This is a genomic window from Brevibacterium sp. HMSC08F02 (assembly GCF_001807555.1).
Classification (GTDB): Bacteria; Actinomycetota; Actinomycetes; order Actinomycetales; family Brevibacteriaceae; genus Brevibacterium; species Brevibacterium ravenspurgense.
Genome location: NZ_KV789346.1, coordinates 13,059 through 28,874, shown reverse-complemented (window position 1 = coordinate 28,874; position 15,816 = coordinate 13,059). Strand labels below are relative to the sequence as shown.

13 protein-coding genes and 1 tRNA gene are annotated in these 15,816 nt (G+C 63.1%); 3 read left to right on the top strand and 11 right to left on the bottom strand.

The window, feature by feature from the left end; genetic code table 11:
- Positions 1-34 precede the first annotated feature (34 nt).
- Positions 35-1,414 (top strand): TIGR01906 family membrane protein, encoded by a 1,380-nt coding sequence (locus HMPREF3172_RS02970; protein ID WP_070515301.1) that lies wholly within the window; start codon positions 35-37, stop codon positions 1,412-1,414.
- A gap of 74 nt (positions 1,415-1,488) precedes the next feature.
- Here HMPREF3172_RS02970 and ppk2 read toward each other — a convergent pair whose 3' ends face one another.
- Positions 1,489-2,391 carry a polyphosphate kinase 2 gene (gene ppk2 / locus HMPREF3172_RS02965; protein WP_062019668.1) on the bottom strand — a complete coding sequence of 301 codons (903 nt, stop codon included), beginning with the start codon at positions 2,389-2,391 and terminating at the stop codon, positions 1,489-1,491.
- A 236-nt stretch (positions 2,392-2,627) separates the two neighbouring features.
- Here ppk2 and HMPREF3172_RS02955 point away from each other — a divergent pair.
- Positions 2,628-2,701: transfer RNA gene (locus tag HMPREF3172_RS02955), tRNA-Leu, on the top strand.
- A gap of 443 nt (positions 2,702-3,144) precedes the next feature.
- Here the strand turns inward: HMPREF3172_RS02955 and HMPREF3172_RS02950 are convergent.
- The 8 genes from HMPREF3172_RS02950 to mfd form a co-directional block, all read right to left on the bottom strand.
- Positions 3,145-4,503 carry an NAD(P)/FAD-dependent oxidoreductase gene (locus HMPREF3172_RS02950; RefSeq protein ID WP_019175672.1) on the bottom strand — a complete coding sequence of 453 codons (1,359 nt, stop codon included), beginning with the start codon at positions 4,501-4,503 and terminating at the stop codon, positions 3,145-3,147.
- A 24-nt stretch (positions 4,504-4,527) separates the two neighbouring features.
- Positions 4,528-5,772: a S8 family peptidase gene (locus HMPREF3172_RS02945; RefSeq protein WP_070515299.1), complete on the bottom strand. Its 1,245-nt coding sequence runs from the start codon at positions 5,770-5,772 to the stop codon at positions 4,528-4,530.
- A gap of 11 nt (positions 5,773-5,783) precedes the next feature.
- Complete coding sequence (locus tag HMPREF3172_RS02940; protein ID WP_070515298.1) at positions 5,784-6,737, bottom strand: Ppx/GppA phosphatase family protein; 954 nt, start codon at positions 6,735-6,737, stop codon at positions 5,784-5,786.
- Entirely contained in the window at positions 6,734-7,234 is a 501-nt protein-coding gene (locus HMPREF3172_RS02935; protein WP_070429015.1) for a DUF501 domain-containing protein, read from the bottom strand. Before HMPREF3172_RS02935 ends, HMPREF3172_RS02940 begins: the two co-directional genes overlap by 4 nt.
- Positions 7,231-7,647, bottom strand: a complete 417-nt coding sequence (locus HMPREF3172_RS02930) for an FtsB family cell division protein (protein WP_062019655.1) — start codon at positions 7,645-7,647, stop codon at positions 7,231-7,233. The genes HMPREF3172_RS02935 and HMPREF3172_RS02930 overlap by 4 nt, the downstream gene beginning before the upstream one ends.
- A 254-nt stretch (positions 7,648-7,901) precedes the next feature.
- The gene (gene eno / locus HMPREF3172_RS02925) at positions 7,902-9,182 is read right to left on the bottom strand and encodes a phosphopyruvate hydratase (RefSeq protein WP_070515296.1); all 1,281 of its coding nucleotides are present in this window, start codon (positions 9,180-9,182) and stop codon (positions 7,902-7,904) included.
- 57 nt (positions 9,183-9,239) lie between these two features.
- Positions 9,240-10,004 carry a MazG nucleotide pyrophosphohydrolase domain-containing protein gene (locus HMPREF3172_RS02920; protein WP_070515293.1) on the bottom strand — a complete coding sequence of 255 codons (765 nt, stop codon included), beginning with the start codon at positions 10,002-10,004 and terminating at the stop codon, positions 9,240-9,242.
- Positions 10,001-13,546: a transcription-repair coupling factor gene (gene mfd / locus HMPREF3172_RS02915; RefSeq protein ID WP_070515291.1), complete on the bottom strand. Its 3,546-nt coding sequence runs from the start codon at positions 13,544-13,546 to the stop codon at positions 10,001-10,003. The genes HMPREF3172_RS02920 and mfd overlap by 4 nt, the downstream gene beginning before the upstream one ends.
- 123 nt (positions 13,547-13,669) lie before the next feature.
- Here mfd and HMPREF3172_RS02910 point away from each other — a divergent pair, with 123 nt between their 5' ends.
- The gene (locus HMPREF3172_RS02910) at positions 13,670-14,362 is read left to right on the top strand and encodes a rhomboid family intramembrane serine protease (protein WP_070515289.1); all 693 of its coding nucleotides are present in this window, start codon (positions 13,670-13,672) and stop codon (positions 14,360-14,362) included.
- Here HMPREF3172_RS02910 and pth read toward each other — a convergent pair.
- Both pth and HMPREF3172_RS02900 read right to left on the bottom strand, forming a co-directional pair.
- Positions 14,359-14,940 (bottom strand): aminoacyl-tRNA hydrolase, encoded by a 582-nt coding sequence (pth, locus tag HMPREF3172_RS02905; RefSeq protein WP_070515288.1) that lies wholly within the window; start codon positions 14,938-14,940, stop codon positions 14,359-14,361. The two genes, HMPREF3172_RS02910 and pth, sit on opposite strands and share 4 nt — an antisense overlap.
- A gap of 105 nt (positions 14,941-15,045) precedes the next feature.
- Positions 15,046-15,708, bottom strand: a complete 663-nt coding sequence (locus HMPREF3172_RS02900; protein WP_070515286.1) for a 50S ribosomal protein L25/general stress protein Ctc — start codon at positions 15,706-15,708, stop codon at positions 15,046-15,048.
- Positions 15,709-15,816: the final 108 nt, after the last annotated feature.

The following is a 15,816-nucleotide window of genomic DNA, read 5'->3' as shown; positions in this document are numbered from 1 at the left end:
AGCGCTTGCCGCCCACAATTGGCACCATGGTTCTGTGGCTGAAAAATCGAACACTCCAGAAACCTCCGACGACCTCGTGGCCAAGCGGATGAAAACCGCTGAGCACGCGCAGGACGACGCTGCCGCACGCAGCGCCGGTGAGCGCGGTGCCAAGGCGGCCGGTCGATCCTCCGAACTCGACGACACCGCGCAGTTTGAGGCGTACCCGTCGGTGCGCCGGCAGGAGTCGCGTGTGCGCAGGCCCGCCGCGCTGTCGGAAGAAGAGTGGCGCTACCTGGGCGACCGGGGTGCCGGTCGTGCAGCTCAGACCGAACAGCCGCCGGTCGAACTGCTCAGCCAGACGCGCCTGTACCGCAGGTTCACGTTCCTCGATGTTCTGGCAACCGCGTGGGTCATCCTCGCTGTTCCGTTCATCACGCTCGCAGTCGCTGTCCGCACGGTAGCCTCCGGACTGTTCCTGAAGTTCGAGTACTTCCACCGTCCCGGCTTCCCCGTCGACGAATTCGGCTTCAACGCCTCGGACCGTCTGCACTTTGCGTCCTACACCGTCGACTACCTGTACAACGCCGATTCCAAGCGGTATCTGGCCGATGTTGTCGCCGGCAACGGCGTTGCCGTGTTCAACGACGCCGAAATCGCCCACATGGCCGACGTCAAGGGCCTCATTCAGATCCTCATGCTGGTGGCGATTATCGGACTCATCGGCGCAGTGCTCGCTGGCCTCTACCTCAGCCGCGCACACGGTCCGGGCCTGCGCATCGGCATCCGCTTCGGAGCGATCCTCACACTCGTGTCGATCCTCGTTCTGGGTGTCCTCGCACTGGTCAGCTGGGACACGTTCTTCCGCGGTTTCCACAGCCTGTTCTTCTCGGCCGGCACGTGGGAGTTCTACCTTGACGATTCGCTCATCCGCCTGTTCCCGCAGACGTTCTGGATGGACGCGGGAATCACCGCGGGCCTCGTCATCCTGCTGGGTTCCGGCCTGCTTATCGGCCTGTCATTCATCGGCCACGGCCACCGCAAGAAGGCCCGCGCTGCAGTGAAGGCACTGCGCGAACGCCAGGACGACTACAACCGCCAGAGCGAAGCTCAGCACAAGGCGCACACTGCGGCAAAGACCGGAGCCAAGGCTGACAGCAAAGCACACGCTCAGACCACCGCGCAGGCTGACGAGCAGACGCAGGCCGCCGCACCGGTTTCGGCAGCTTCAGCCAGCGCACGCGGCACCGAGGCACGCAGTGCCGAAACGCCGATTGAAGACCAGCCGACCGAAGCCTACTCCCCCGACGACATCGCCTCGGCCGGCAAAGACGCACACACTGCACGGAAGAAGGGCAGCCTTCGCAAGAAGGACGCCGACTACTCCCTGGGCCGCAAGCGCGTCGGAAAGGATGACGATCAGCCGAAGCACTGATCCTCAGACGACCACATAACGAGGCGGGGCTGGAGATTTCTCCAGCCCCGCCTCGTGTGTTCTGCGGTCAGGCGTCAGTCGCCGACGGCTTCGATGCCGCGCATCACGATGTTGGCATCCGGTTCGTAGACGACGCTGGTGTCCTTGTCGTCGTATTCGACCGTGTTGAGGAAGTAGCGCATGGCGTTGAGCCGGGCTCGCTTCTTGTCGTTGGACTTCACCGAGATCCACGGGGCGTGATCGGTGTCGGTGCGCAGGAACGTCTGCTCTTTCGCTTCCGTGTAGTCGTCCCAGCGGCCCAGCGATTCGAGGTCCATGGGCGACAGTTTCCACTGGCGCACGGGGTCGATCTGACGGATGGCAAAGCGGGTGCGCTGCTCGGCTTCCGTCACGGAGAACCAGAACTTGGTCAGGTGGATGCCGGCCTCAACGAGCATGCGCTCGAATTCTGGGGCCTGGCGCATGAAGACTTCGTACTGGTCGTCAGTGCAGAAGCCCATGACGCGCTCAACATTGGCGCGGTTGTACCAGGAGCGGTCGAACATGACGATCTCACCGCGCGTGGGCAGGTGCTGCACGTAGCGCTGGAAGTACCACTGGCCCGACTCTTCTTCCGTCGGCTTGGCCAGCGCCACGATGCGAGCTGAGCGCGGGTTGAGGTGCTCCGTGAAGCGCTTAATGGTTCCGCCCTTGCCGGCAGCGTCACGACCTTCGAACACGATGACGTTGCGCAGGCCGTTGTCTTCGGCGAAGTACTGGTACTTCAGAAGTTCGATCTGCAGCTTGTACTTCTCGATTTCGTAGGCTTCCCGGTCCATGAGGGTGTCGTACGGGTAGCCTTCGCGCCAGGTTTCAACGGCTTTGCCGTCAGGGCTGATGAGGTGCGGGTCAGGAGTGTGCCCGTCTACAACCGTGTAGCCCTCCGTGCGGAGTTTGTCGATGTATTCGCGCAGGTTTTCTTTTGGGTGGGGGTGCATACAGGCTCCTTAACTTGCTTCTCTTTCCACTTTACGCACCGAGATTGACACGAGATGAACTGGCGCACAGATTGCTGCTGTTGAAGGTTCGGCGGATGGGCGCGGATGGGCGGTAGGGGTCAGGGAGCTGCAGATTCTTGCTCTGGGCACCCGGCACTGATTCCGCCTTCCGCGGCGCAGTCCTGCTAAGCTCGAGGGGCTGTTCGAGCACGTTTTCGGCCAGCATCTGCACCACTCCCCCTATAGCCCAATCGGCAGAGGCAGTCGACTTAAAATCGATTCAGTGTGGGTTCGAATCCCACTAGGGGGACTTTTTCTGCCCACACAGCGCGTACGCCCACACCCCGTAGCCGGATTCTGCGCTTTAGCAACAGCTTCTACGGCGACATTTTCCGGCTAACGGGAGTCTTTTTGCGGCTAAAGGATGGATTCCGGCTAACGGGTGTTTTTGCTGCCAACCGGAGCCTCGCCGCCGAGCCACCACCCCACACCCCGTAGCCGGATTCTGCGCTTTAGCAACAGCTTCTACGGCGACATTTTCCGGCTAACGGGAGTCTTTTTGCGGCTAACGGGTGGATTCCGGCTAACGGGTGTTTTTGCCGCCAACCGGAGCCCCGCTGCCGAGCCACCACCCCACACCCTTTAGCCGGATTCTGCGCCTTAGCAACAACATAAGGCGGGGCCACCGGAAATCGGCGGCCCCGCCTCGTGAGTGATCGGGCAGGCTGGCTGTCAGCCCTTCAGATCAGCGCGTCACTTCTTCGGTGCGGGCTTTGAGTTGGCTGCTTCGACGAAGTTCTTGCGCGGCACGTCGAGGTCCTTGACCGGGGTGAGGTCGCGGCCGAGAACCAGGTTGAGGCCCCAGTTGACGAACACGCGGACCTTGCGGTCGACGGTCGGGATGGCGTAGCCGTGGTAGGCACGGTGCATAGCCCAGGCAATGGGTCCGCGCAGTTCGGTCTTGCCCATCTGCGAAACACCCTTCCACAGGCCCATGCCGGCAACAACGCCGAGCGACTTGTGGTAGTACTGCTTGAATTCGGTTTCGCCGCGCAGCGAAGCCAGCAGGTTTGCGGCCAGAACCGGAGCCTGGCGGACGGCGTGCTGAGCGTTCGGCACGCAGAAGCCGCCGGGGCCGTCACCGGTGAGGTCCGGAACAGCGGCGTTGTCACCGGCAGCCCATGCGCCTTCGACAACACCGTTTTCATCTTCGACGCGCAGGTCGGCGCGAACCGTCACGCGGCCGCGGTCGTCCAGCGGAAGGTCGGAGTCGACGAGGACCGGGTTGGCCTTGACACCGGCGTTCCACACGATGGTGTCAGCGGTGAACTGTTCGCCGTTGGAGAGCTTGCAGACCTTGTCGGTGCAGTCTTCCAGGAAGGTTTCGAGGTAGACGTCGATGCCGCGGCTACGCAGGTGGTCGACAACCCAGCGGGCCTGAGCTTCGCCGACTTCCGGCATGACGCGCGGCATAGCTTCAACAAGCACGAAGCGCACGTCGGCGTCGGTGAGGGTTTCGCGTTCGCGAACACCCGCACGGACCATGTCTTCGAGTTCTGCGAGAGCTTCGATGCCTGCGAAGCCACCGCCGACGAACACGAAGGTCAGAGCCTTGCGACGCTCTTCGTCGTCTTCCATGAGAGCAGCTTCGTCAAGGCGGTTGAGCACGTGGTCGCGCAGTGCGACTGCTTCTTCGATTCGCTTGAGTCCGATGGCTTCGTCAGCCAGACCCGGAATCGGCAGGGCGCGAGCGACGGCACCTGCGGCCAGCACGATGTAGTCGTAGTCGAGTTCGAACGCTTCGTCACCTTCGGGTTCGATGGTGACGAACTTTTCAGCGTGGTTGATGTTGCGAACCGAGCCGATGACGACCTCTGCGCCCTTGAGGTTGCGGCGCAGCGGAACAATGGCGTGGCGCGCTTCAATCGAACCGCCGGCAACTTCCGGCAGGAACGGCGCGTACGTCATGTACGGGTTCGGGTCGACGACGGTGACGGTTGCTTCTCCGCGACCGAGGTTCTTCAGGAGGTTCTGGGCTGTGACGAGACCCAGGTAGCCACCGCCGACGATGAGGATACGAGGACGTAGTTTGCTGTTGCGAATCAAAGCCATACCCCCAGTCTAGACCCAAACGTCTTAGTGATTGCGACCACGGTTGTGCAACCGCCTGCCCACGCCGATTCCGGCGGTCACAGCGGCGCCGGCAAGCAGGATGGTGAAAACCGCGGGACCGCTGCGAGCACCTCGGGCTTCAGCTTCTGTCAGGGTGCCGGCGGCATGGGTTTCCGGGCCCGAGGTGGAGCCCGCCTCTTCCTGCTGCTCAGGTTTGGCTTCGGCTCGCCTGTGCATGTGAATCCAGTCGGTGAGCGCTTTTTCTGCCGACGGGGCTTTGTCGATGTTGGCTTTCAGCGCTTCGACGGGGCGGATGCGGCCGTAGCCGACGGTCGTGTCGAAGTCATCGCCGTTTGTCACGCCGTCGTGGTCTTTTACGGCTGCGGCGGTTGAGCGCAATGCTTCGGCGGTCTGGTCGGCCGTGTAGTCGGGGTGCGCTGAGCGAATGAGTGCCGCGGTTCCGGCGACGATCGGTGCGGCGAAAGAGCACCCTTCGGCGGTTCCGTAGCTGCCGCCGGTCAGTGGGACGGGAATGCCCTGGCTGGGTGCCATGAGGTCAACGTCAACACCGGGTGCTGAGGACTGTTCGTCGACTTTTCCATCGCGGCCGACACCGCCGACTCCGATGACGCCGGGCACGGTTGCCGGTGACCACACGCGTTCAGCACCCTGCGAGGCGTTGCCAACGCACGCAATAACGAGCACGTCCTTTTTGTAGGCGTGCATAAACGCTTTGTCCCATGATTCTGGCCAGGCGGGATCAGCCCAGCCCAGGGACATGTTGATGACTTTTGCGCCGTTGTCAGCAGCCCAGATGACCGCGTCGGCCGCCTGGTCGCGGCTGTCGGATTCGTCAGGGGTGTCTGAGCCCAACCATATCGAGGCCGACATAATGCGCGAATCCGGCGCGATACCCACCGGTCCGACGCCCTTTCCGGTGCCGGCGATGACACCGGCGACAGCGGTGCCGTGGTGGATGGTCTCCTGCGGTCCGACGGGTGTCGTGCCGTCCTTCTTCGCCCCGGAGAAGTCTTTTGCATCGACCACGCGACCCTTGAGGTTTTCGTGGCTGTCGTCAGTTCCGGAGTCGATGACGGCGACTTTGACGCCCTTGCCGGTCGAGGTTTTCCACGCCTCTTCCAAGCCGAGGTCGTCAGCGAACCACTGGCCGGGTCCGGGTTCGATGGCAGCGGCCGGCTGCGCTGTTCCGGCAAGGAGTACCACGGCGGCAACAGCTGCCGTGGCCACAGCGCGCTTCATACGCGACATGGCCCGCATTCTCAGGCCGTTCGCTGTGCCAAGTCGATGGCGATGCCGTCGAGGATGTCTGCTTCCGAGGTGATCAGCGGAATGCTGTGGCCGACCGCCTCTTCGATCCGGTGGACCAGACGGCGATAGACAATCGCGCCGCCGACGATCACGTCGACGCGTCCCGGGTGCATGTAGGGCAGCTGCGCACGGTCGGCCGAGGTGGCAGAAAGGAGGTCCTGTACCGCCCGGTCTGCTTGTTCGCGACTGAGCTGAGCCCCGTGGATGACGTCCGGCTGGTATGCCTCGAGGCCGAGTGCGGCCGCTGTGATCGTGGTGATGGTGCCTGCAACTCCCACGAGGGCGCGCGCGGATGCAATGTCAACGTGCTTAGCCGCCTCGTCGAACGCGGCGTCGACGTCGGCTTCGATCGCGGCGATGTTCTCGGCACTCACGGGGTCCGAGGTGATGTGGCGCTCGGTCATGCGGACACAGCCGATGTTCATGGAGTACCCGCCGTCAACGGTGTGTGAGCCCACAACGAGTTCAGTGGAGCCTCCCCCGAGGTCCATGACAAGCACCGGTTGGGGCAGTCCCCCGTCGATGCGCGAAGCAACACCGGCGGTCGCCCCGAGGAAGCTCAGCGCCGCCTCGTCGTTTCCGCTGATGACTTCCGGTGTGATGCCCAGACGCTGCTGTACTCCGGCAAAGAATTCATCGCGGTTGTCTACGTCACGGCTGGCGGATGTCGCGGCAAAGCGGACGGGCATGGGCCCGTGTTCGCGGATGAGTTCAGCGAATTCGTCGCACGCGGTGAAAACCCGTTCGAGTGCTTCATCAGCGAACCGTCCGGTGGCGTCAACACCCTGGCCCAAGCGCACAATCCGCATGCACCGCACAACGTCGACAACATTGTTGCCCTCGACATCGGCGATGAGCAGGCGAATGGAGTTAGTGCCGCAGTCAACGGCTGCCGCGCGGGTCATCGGGCGACCTCGGGAACGTTTTCCATGAGCGACAGCGCGCGGTCGCCGATCGGGTTGATGCCCGGACCGGCAGCAAGCGAGTGGGCTACGAGCGCGTGCAGGCACTTGATGCGGGTGGGCATGCCGCCGGCGGAGAAGTCCTTGATCTCCTCAACCTCGGGGATGCCTGCTTCCAGGCCGATCTGCCGGCGGTCTTCCAGGTAGAAGCGGTGCGCGGTGCGGTAGGCCTCAGCCAGTTCGGGAAGTTCAGACAGCTGCGCGGTCCATTCGGTCATGATGCCGCTGGACTCCAGGCGGGAGCATTCGCGCACGTAGTCGGGGTGGGTCAGGTAGTACACCGTGGGGAACGGCGTTCCGTCTTCCAGCCTGGGCGCGGTTGCCACGACGAGGGGCTCGCCGCTGACCGAGCGGGCTGCAACACCCAGCATGCCGCGGGGGAAGCGGCCGAGCTGTTCTTCGACGATCGCGCGGTCCTGCTCCGAGCTTGAAAACTTCACTGATCCTCCGATGCCATTCCCACTGTCGACATGTAATCGGCCAGTTCCTGATACCAGGGCCTGTCGACCTGCCCCTTGTTTGCCTGACCTGCCGCGGTGTCTTCGCGGTCTTCATCGACAACGATATACAGCGTTTCGCCATCTTCTGCGTACAGGTGCTTTTCCCGGGCGAGCTTCTTGACGTACTCGGGGTCATCGAAGTCTTTGCGGCGCTTTTCCAGCTGGTCGATTTCCTCTTGCGTCTGGCTGTTCTGCTTTTCCAACGCCCGAATCTGCTGGGCCTGGCGAACACCCGCGCTGACCGACGGCAGGAAGCCGACGGCCAGAAGCACGAGGATGATCGAGAAGACGGCAATACGAGCCGCAGACCAACGGGAACCGCGGTTTGTGCGACGTTTGTCTGCGCTGCTCATATGCACCTCATTCGTGCGTAGGGGAAGGGAAGAAGCACGAACACAGTCAAGTGTGCCGTGTCAGTGCCGGATGTTATGGGAAGCAGTCGGGGTGTGTCGCAATCATTCGCCCACACCCGCAAGCACCCGCAGCCGCAGCGGCGGCACGCAAAAAGCGAGCGGGGTGTGTTTCCACACCCCGCTCGCTGGGCGGTCAGTTCAGCGTCACCGGCTGGGCAGAACCAGCTCAGCAGACCCGACCGGCAGAAGTCCGGTCAGCCCTGGAAGCGCGGGAAGGCACCTCGTCCGGCGTAGCGGGCGGCATCGCCCAGGATTTCCTCGATGACCAGCAGGCGGTTGTACTTGGCCACGCGCTCAGAGCGTGCCGGGGCACCCGTCTTGATCTGTCCGGCGTTGACGGCAACCGCGAGGTCCGCGATCGTCGTGTCCTCGGTTTCGCCGGAGCGGTGCGAAATTATCGTGGTGTAGTTGTTCGACTGCGCCATGTTGACTGCGTCGAGCGTTTCGGTGAGCGTGCCGATCTGGTTGACCTTCACGAGCAGCGAATTGCCTGCACCTTCGTCGATGCCGCGGGCCAGGCGTTCGGGGTTGGTGACGAAGAGGTCGTCGCCGACCAGCTGCACGCGATTACCCAGCTTTTCGGTGATGGCAATCCAGCCGTCCCAGTCGTTTTCGTCCAGCGGGTCTTCGATCGACACGAGCGGGTACTTGTCGACGAGTTCGGCGTAGTAGTCGGCCATCTGCTCGGCGGTGCGCTTTTCGCCTTCGAAGCTGTACACACCGTCGGAGAAGAACTCGGAGGAGGCTACGTCGAGGGCGAGCGCAACATCCGAACCGGGCTGGTAGCCGGCGTTCTTGATGGCTTCGAGGATGAGGTCGAGCGCTTCTGCGTTGGAACCGAGGTTCGGGGCGAAGCCGCCTTCGTCACCCAGGCCGGTGGACAGGCCGCGTTCCTTGAGAACGCTCTTGAGCGAGTGGTAGACCTCGGTGCCCCAGCGGAGTGCTTCGCGGAAGCTTGCCGCACCGATGGGGGCGATCATGAATTCCTGGATGTCGACGTTGGAGTCCGCGTGGGATCCGCCGTTGAGGATGTTCATCATGGGCACCGGCATGAGGTGCGCGTTCGGTCCGCCCAGGTAGCGGAACAGCGGCAGGTCCGAGGAATCTGCCTGTGCGCGGGCTACGGCGAGCGAGGTTCCGAGCATGGCGTTTGCGCCCAGGCGGGACTTGTTGTCGGTGCCGTCAAGGTCGATGAGGATCTGGTCAACGATCCGCTGGTCGTCGGCTTCTTCGCCTTCGATGGCGTCGTTGATTTCACCCAGCACTGCTTCAACAGCTGCCAGCACGCCTTTGCCGTCGTAGCGTTCGGGATCGCCGTCGCGCAGTTCGACAGCTTCGAACTCACCTGTCGATGCTCCCGACGGAACACCTGCGGTGCCGACGGAGTCGTCTTCCAGCAGAATCTCAACTTCGATCGTCGGGTTGCCGCGCGAGTCGAGGATCTCGCGTGCGTTCGCGGCATCAATCCTTGCCATCTGGGGTACTCCTTGTTGTTGTCGTCCCGGGCCACCCCGAGGGGTGCGGGTTTAAGTCTATCCACGCTTATGAGCGTTGTGGCTCAGTGTGGCGTCTTCGGCGGCTTCCGTTGCCCGCCGCAGGGCTTTTTCGGGGTCCACTCCCCTGCTTCTTGCTTGTGTCACCAGGTCGAGCAGTTCCCTCCCGATCCGCTCTTCTTCTGCCGAGGTGCCGGCTGGATTGTCTGCCGATGTGCCGGCTGGCTTCTGCAGTTGCCACCCCATCCGCTGGGCTCGGTCGACGACGGCTGCAGCGCGAGCCAGTGCGGGCATGGTTCGCGGAAGCGAATCGAAGGAGCTTTTTGCCGCCTGCGTTCCTTCGGCCTGCCGTTCGCGGGCTTTTGTCTTTTCATACATGTCTTCGACTTCCTCGAGCGTCCACGGTGCTGTGGATTCGAAGACGTGCGGGTGGCGGCGGACGATCTTGTCTTTCAGCAGCTGTTCAACTTCGGCAAAGGCTACCGGCTGAGCTGCCTGTCCCGTCGGCTGGCTGTGCGGTTGAGGTGCATCGAGTACAGCGGCGTGGAACAGAACCTGGTAGAGAACATCGCCGATTTCTTTTTTCAGCTCTGCAAGACTCTGCGCGTCCCAGTCCTCACTGTGCTGCTCGATCGCTTCGAGCAGTTCGTAGGTTTCCTCCAGTAGGAACGGCGCAAGGCTTTCGTGCGTGTGCTCAGCCGCCCACGGGCAGCGCGCCCGCAGCAGGCTGAGCACTTCGGCCAAGGTGAGCCCAGCGGGATCCACGGGATCCCAGGAAACCGGTTCCGGCGCCTCGTGAGTCATACGGCCTCATCCAGCGGGAAGACCTGATCGAGCAGCGTGCGGCACCATTCCAGCAGCTCCGAACCAGTGAGTTCGCGCTTGTCGAAGCCCTTGCCGGGGCTGACCGGCTTGGGCACGAGGATTGAGCGCAGCGCCGGTTTGATGAGCGCTTTCGGGTACAGGCGCTTGAGCCTGACCACCTGCCATTCGGCCAGTTCTGCCGGGCCGAAGCGGATGAAGTTGCCCTGCGTGACGATGTCGCTGATGCCGGACTGGCGAGCGCGAATGCGCAGGCGCGCCACGTCCGCGAGCACCGCAACTTCGTCCGGATAGGGGCCGTAGCGGTCGGTGAGCTCTTCGAGGACTTCCTTCAGCGCCTCCTCTGTTTCGGCGGAGGCGAGTTTGCGGTAGGCCTCCAGACGCAGTCGTTCGTGCTCAACGTAGTCGGTCGGCAGGTGCGCATCGATCGGCAGTTCGACCTTCATGGGCGGCGGCTCTTCTTCGCCGTCGCCCTTGAAGTCGGCAACCGCCTCGCCGACCATCCGGATGTACAGGTCAAAGCCGACACCCTCAATGTGGCCGGACTGCTGACCGCCCAGCAGGTTGCCGGCACCCCGGATTTCGAGGTCCTTCATGGCCACCTGCATGCCGGCACCCAGTTCTGTGTGCGCGGCTACCGTCTGCAGACGATCGTGCGCGGTTTCGGTCAGCGTGATGTCGCTGGGATACAGGAAGTAGGCGTAGGCGCGCTCCCGGCCGCGTCCTACGCGACCGCGCAGCTGGTGCAGCTGAGACAGGCCCATGCGCTCGGCGCGGTCGACGATGAGCGTGTTCGCATTCGAAATGTCGATGCCGGTCTCCACGATCGTGGTGCACACAAGAACGTCGTAGCGCTTCTCCCAGAAGTCGACGATCACCTGTTCCAGCTGGCTTTCGTTCATCTTGCCGTGGGCCACCGCGATGCGGGCCTCCGGTACGAGCTCCGCCAGGTGGCCGGCGACCTTCTCGATGTCCTGGACGCGGTTGTGGATGTAGAAGACCTGGCCTTCGCGCAGCAGCTCACGGCGAATCGCAGCGGCAACTTGCCGGTCTTCGTACTTGCCGACGTAGGTCAGAACGGGGTGGCGCTCCTCTGGAGGGGTTGCCAGTGTCGACATTTCGCGGATTCCCGTAACCGCCATTTCCAGGGTTCGCGGGATGGGGGTTGCGGACATGGCCAACACGTCGACGTTGGTGCGCAGCGCCTTGAGGGTTTCCTTGTGTTCAACCCCGAAGCGCTGCTCTTCGTCGATGATGACCAGGCCCAGGTCCTTGAACCGCACTTCGCCGGACAGCAGCCGGTGAGTGCCGATCACCAGGTCGAGTTTACCCTCTTTGAGGTCGTCCTTGATCTTCTGGACTTCCGTCGGAGTTTGGAAGCGCGACATCGCACCGACCGTCACGGGGAATCCGGAGTAGCGTTCGGAGAACGTGTCATAGTGCTGCTGAACAAGCAGGGTCGTCGGCACGAGCACCGCGACCTGTTTGCCTTCCTGGATGGCTTTGAAGGCCGCGCGCACAGCGACTTCCGTTTTGCCGTAGCCCACGTCACCGCAGATCAGCCGGTCCATGGGAATCTGCTTCTCCATGTCCTCTTTGACTTCGTCGATCGTGGTCAGCTGATCGGGTGTTTCGTCATACGGGAAGGCGTCTTCCAGTTCCCGCTGCCACGGGGTGTCCGGGCCGAAAGCGTGGCCGACTGTCGCACGTCTGGCCGCGTAGAGGCGGATGAGCTCACCGGCGATCTCCTTGACAGCCTTGCGCGCCTTCTTCTTGGTGTTCGACCAGTCCGAACCGCCCATTTTGTTGACCTTGGGGTCTTCCCCGCCGACATAGCGGGTCACCTGGTCAAGAGCATCCGAAGGGACGAACAGGCGGTCACCGGGCTGCCCGCACTTTGAGGGCGCGTACTCGATGACGAGGTATTCGCGAGTGTGCTGGTCCTTGCCGCGCCCCGTGGTGCGCTGCATGAGCTCAACGAAGCGACCCACACCGTGCTGGTCGTGGACGACGTAGTCACCCGGTTTGAGGTCGAGCGGATCGACCTGGTTGCGGCGCCTGCGGCTGGGCAGCCGGCGCATGTCCCTGGTCGAGGTGGCAGCGGCACGACCGAGCACCTCGGCTTCCGTCAGCACGGCGATGTGGTGCTGGTCGAAGACGAAGCCGGCGTAGGCGGCCGCTGTTGTCACGAGGATCGTGCCCTCGGCTTTTTCTTCCAAGTCAGGTTCAAAGCGCGCCGGGAGGTCGGCTTCGCTGAAGACCTCCACCAGGCGCTCACCCGGCCCCTTGCCCTCTGTGAGGACGTAGACCTGCCAGCCGTCTTTGATGTGCTGACCGACATCTGCGAGCACCGCCTGAACATCACCGGAATAACCACGAGGTTCACGTGCCCCAATGGTTAGGACAAGGCGGTCGGATTCGAGTTCGTCGTCGATGGCGAAACCGCCCAGGTCCCACCATGAAAAGCCACGGTCCTGCGCGGCCTGCTGCACCTCGGCGTAGCTTGCGAAGCTGGCAGCCGACAGATCGACGGGGCTCTCGGCACCCGCGGCAGCCGACGTCCAAGCAGCGGCCAGAAACTCCTCGGTTGTTGCCACCAGGTCAGCAGCACGCGCCTCGACCTTTTCCGGGGCCGTGACAAACACGGCGGTGTTCTCCGGCAGCACCGCCATGAGCGGCTCCATGCCGTCAGCCAAGACCGGGGCGAGTGACTCCATACCCTCAACCGCAATGCCGTGGGAGATCTTCTGCAGCAGGTCAGCTGCCGCCGGGACTTCGGAAATGAGGTCTGCCGCGCGGCGCCGCACGTCCTCCGTCAGCAGAACTTCACGGCACGGTGGGGCCCACAGGTCGTATTCGGCCGCCTCCACAGTTTCGAGCGAACGCTGATCCGCAACCGCGAAGGGGCGGATCTCTTCGACCTCATCGCCGAAGAACTCAATGCGCAGAGCATGATCGGCGGTCGGCGGGAAGACGTCGAGGATGCCGCCGCGCACAGCGTATTCACCGCGGCGGGACACCATGTCCACGCGGCTGTAGGCCAAACCGGACAGCCGTTCAGCAAGCTCTTCCAGATCAGCTTCGCTGCCGACGGAAAGTTCGACCGGCTCAAGGTCGCCCAAGCCCTTGACAAGCGGCTGAGTGACAGCGCGGACGGGCGCGACGATCACCGACAGCGGAGCGTCTCCCGGGTGTGCCAGGCGACGCAGCACGGACAGGCGCTGGCCGACAGTGTCCGAACGCGGGGACAGTCGTTCGTGCGGCAGAGTTTCCCACGACGGGAACATGGCAATGGAGCGCGGGCTTAAGTGATCGGCTAAAGCGTTGACGAGCTCATCGGCTTCGCGGCCGGTTGCGGTGATGACCAGAACCGGGCGGGCCTGTGCGGCGGCCGCCGTGATGTGTGGCCACAGCCCTTTGACGGCTTGGATTGCGCCGCTGCCGTGTTTTTCGCCGACAGCATTGACGACGTCGGTGAATTCAGAAAGCTCGGACAGGGCAGAGGAAATACCGCGAACAGACACCCCCACAGTCTAAACGCCCGGCGTTCTGGGCTCTTTCGGCCGGTCTTCGCAGCCAGCCAGCGGCCGAGCTTCAACGCTTCCCGGCCCAGCGCGCTCTCATGTGCTTTTGACACCATGGGGCGCATGAGCTCACAGCAGACCCGCGGTGTGACCCTGACGATCCCCGCGCACTACTTCGCCCCCATCGTGATGCTCGCGCTCATGTGGATTATGCGCGTGATCAGCACGGTCGCACCCAGCACCGTCCACGCCCTCGGGGTGCGCGCGTGGAGTCCATCAAGCCTGTGGGCAATTGCAACATCGCCGTTTGTGCACGTCAGCTGGTTCCACCTGTTTTCGAACTCGGTCCCGTTCCTCATTCTGGGGCTCATCGTCGCCTTTGACGGCGCCAAGCGCTTTGCGACCGTCACCGTGCTCTCAGCCCTTGCCGGCGGGCTCGGGGTGTTCTTCGTCAATCGGCCCGGAACCGTCACGGTCGGCGCTTCCGGCCTTGTTTTCGGGTATTTCGGCTACCTTGTTCTGCGCGGTCTCTTTGCCCGCGGCATGCTGCGCAAGGTCATCTACATTGCCGTCGCGGTCTTTGTGACCGGCCTGTACGGAGTGTCGATGGTCATCGGTCTGATCCCACGCGGCACCTCGATGTCGTGGCAGGGCCACCTGTTCGGGCTCATCGGCGGATGCGTGGCGGCGTGGCTCGTCGGCTCTACCGGGAAGCAGATCACCCCGCAGAACGCCCGCCCCAGCAACCAGACCGAGTCTCAGCAGACGGGAGATCCTGAACTCGATCGGCTGCTGCGGGACCTCGACATCGACTAGCCGCGTGAACGGCCGTGATAGCGCTGCTGGGTTTCCGTCAGTCCCAGGCGCACCAGGTCTTCGCAGGCGTCTGCAAGATCGCTCACGAAGATCGGCAGGTCCGCAGTTTCGTCACTGGAAAAGGGACGAAGAACGAAATCGGCGGTGTCCATGCGTCCGGGCGGGCGGCCCACACCGGCGCGCAGCCGCAGATAGTCGCGAGTCCCGATGTGCTGGGTGATGGAGCGCAGGCCGTTGTGGCCGCCTTCTCCTCCGCCGATCTTGAGTTTGATGCTGTCGAAGGGAATGTCGACGTCGTCGTGGACGGCGATGATCCGCTCGGGGTCAACCCCGTAGAAGTCGGCCAGACCGCGCACCGCGATCCCGCTTTCGTTCATGTAGGTCATGGAGCGCATGAGCACCGCTTTTTCGCTGCCGATGCGGACGGTGTCGGCAAAGGCGCGGTGTTTGGTTTTGCTCAGCGCACCGCCGGTGCGGCTCAGCAGTTCGTCAACCACCATGTAGCCGATGTTGTGCCTTGTGCGCTCATAGCGCGGCCCCGGATTGCCCAGGCCGACAATCAACCAGGTTCCAGCCATCGCCGTTCTCCTCGAAAAGCTCGCAGTGCTCAGTGTTGTGCTTTAAGACCGTGTATGTGCGAAAGGCCCCGCACTCAGGCGGGGCCTTTCACAGAGATCAGAAGATCAGTCTTCGGATTCTTCTTCAGCTGCGTCGTCGCCGGCTTCTTCGGCGTCGCCCTCAGCTGCTTCGGGTTCGTCAGGCTGAGCGTCGGATTCGAGTTCAGCTTCGAGCTCTTCAGCCGACATTTCCTGCGAAACGTTGACGACCATGAGCTCTTCGTCGTCGACCAGTTCGACATCGCCGGCGAGCTTGACGTCGCCGGCGTAGATGTGGTCGCCTGCTTCGCGGCCTTCGACCGAAACGATGACTTCTTCCGGCAGGTCGGTAGCGTCGGCCAGAACGCGGATGGTGACCGCTTCGAGCGAAACGATGGTTTCTGGTGCGGATTCGCCTTCGAGGGTGACCGGAACGTCGACCTCGATCTTTTCGCCCTTCTTGACCTTGATGAGGTCAACGTGGACGATGTCGCGGCGGACCGGGTGGCGCTGCACTTCACGAGCAACCGCGAGCGACTTGAAGCCGTCGTCGTCGTTCTTGATTTCCAGAAGAGCGTTCGAGACCTTCATCGCCATCATGATGTCGTGGCCGTCGATGGTCATGTGAACGGGGTCGATGCCGTGACCGTACATCACAGCGGGAACGCGGCCGGCACGGCGTGCGCGGCGGGATGCGCCCTTGCCGTGCTCATCGCGCGGCTTAACGTTGAGAACAAAATCAGCTGCCATTGTGTCTCCTTCGTGGTGAATACAATCCCACGGCGGACGCAAGATAACCCGCGTCGATAACGGGAGTCTGAGCTCCCCTCGCCGAGGCAACCACACAAGAATACACTA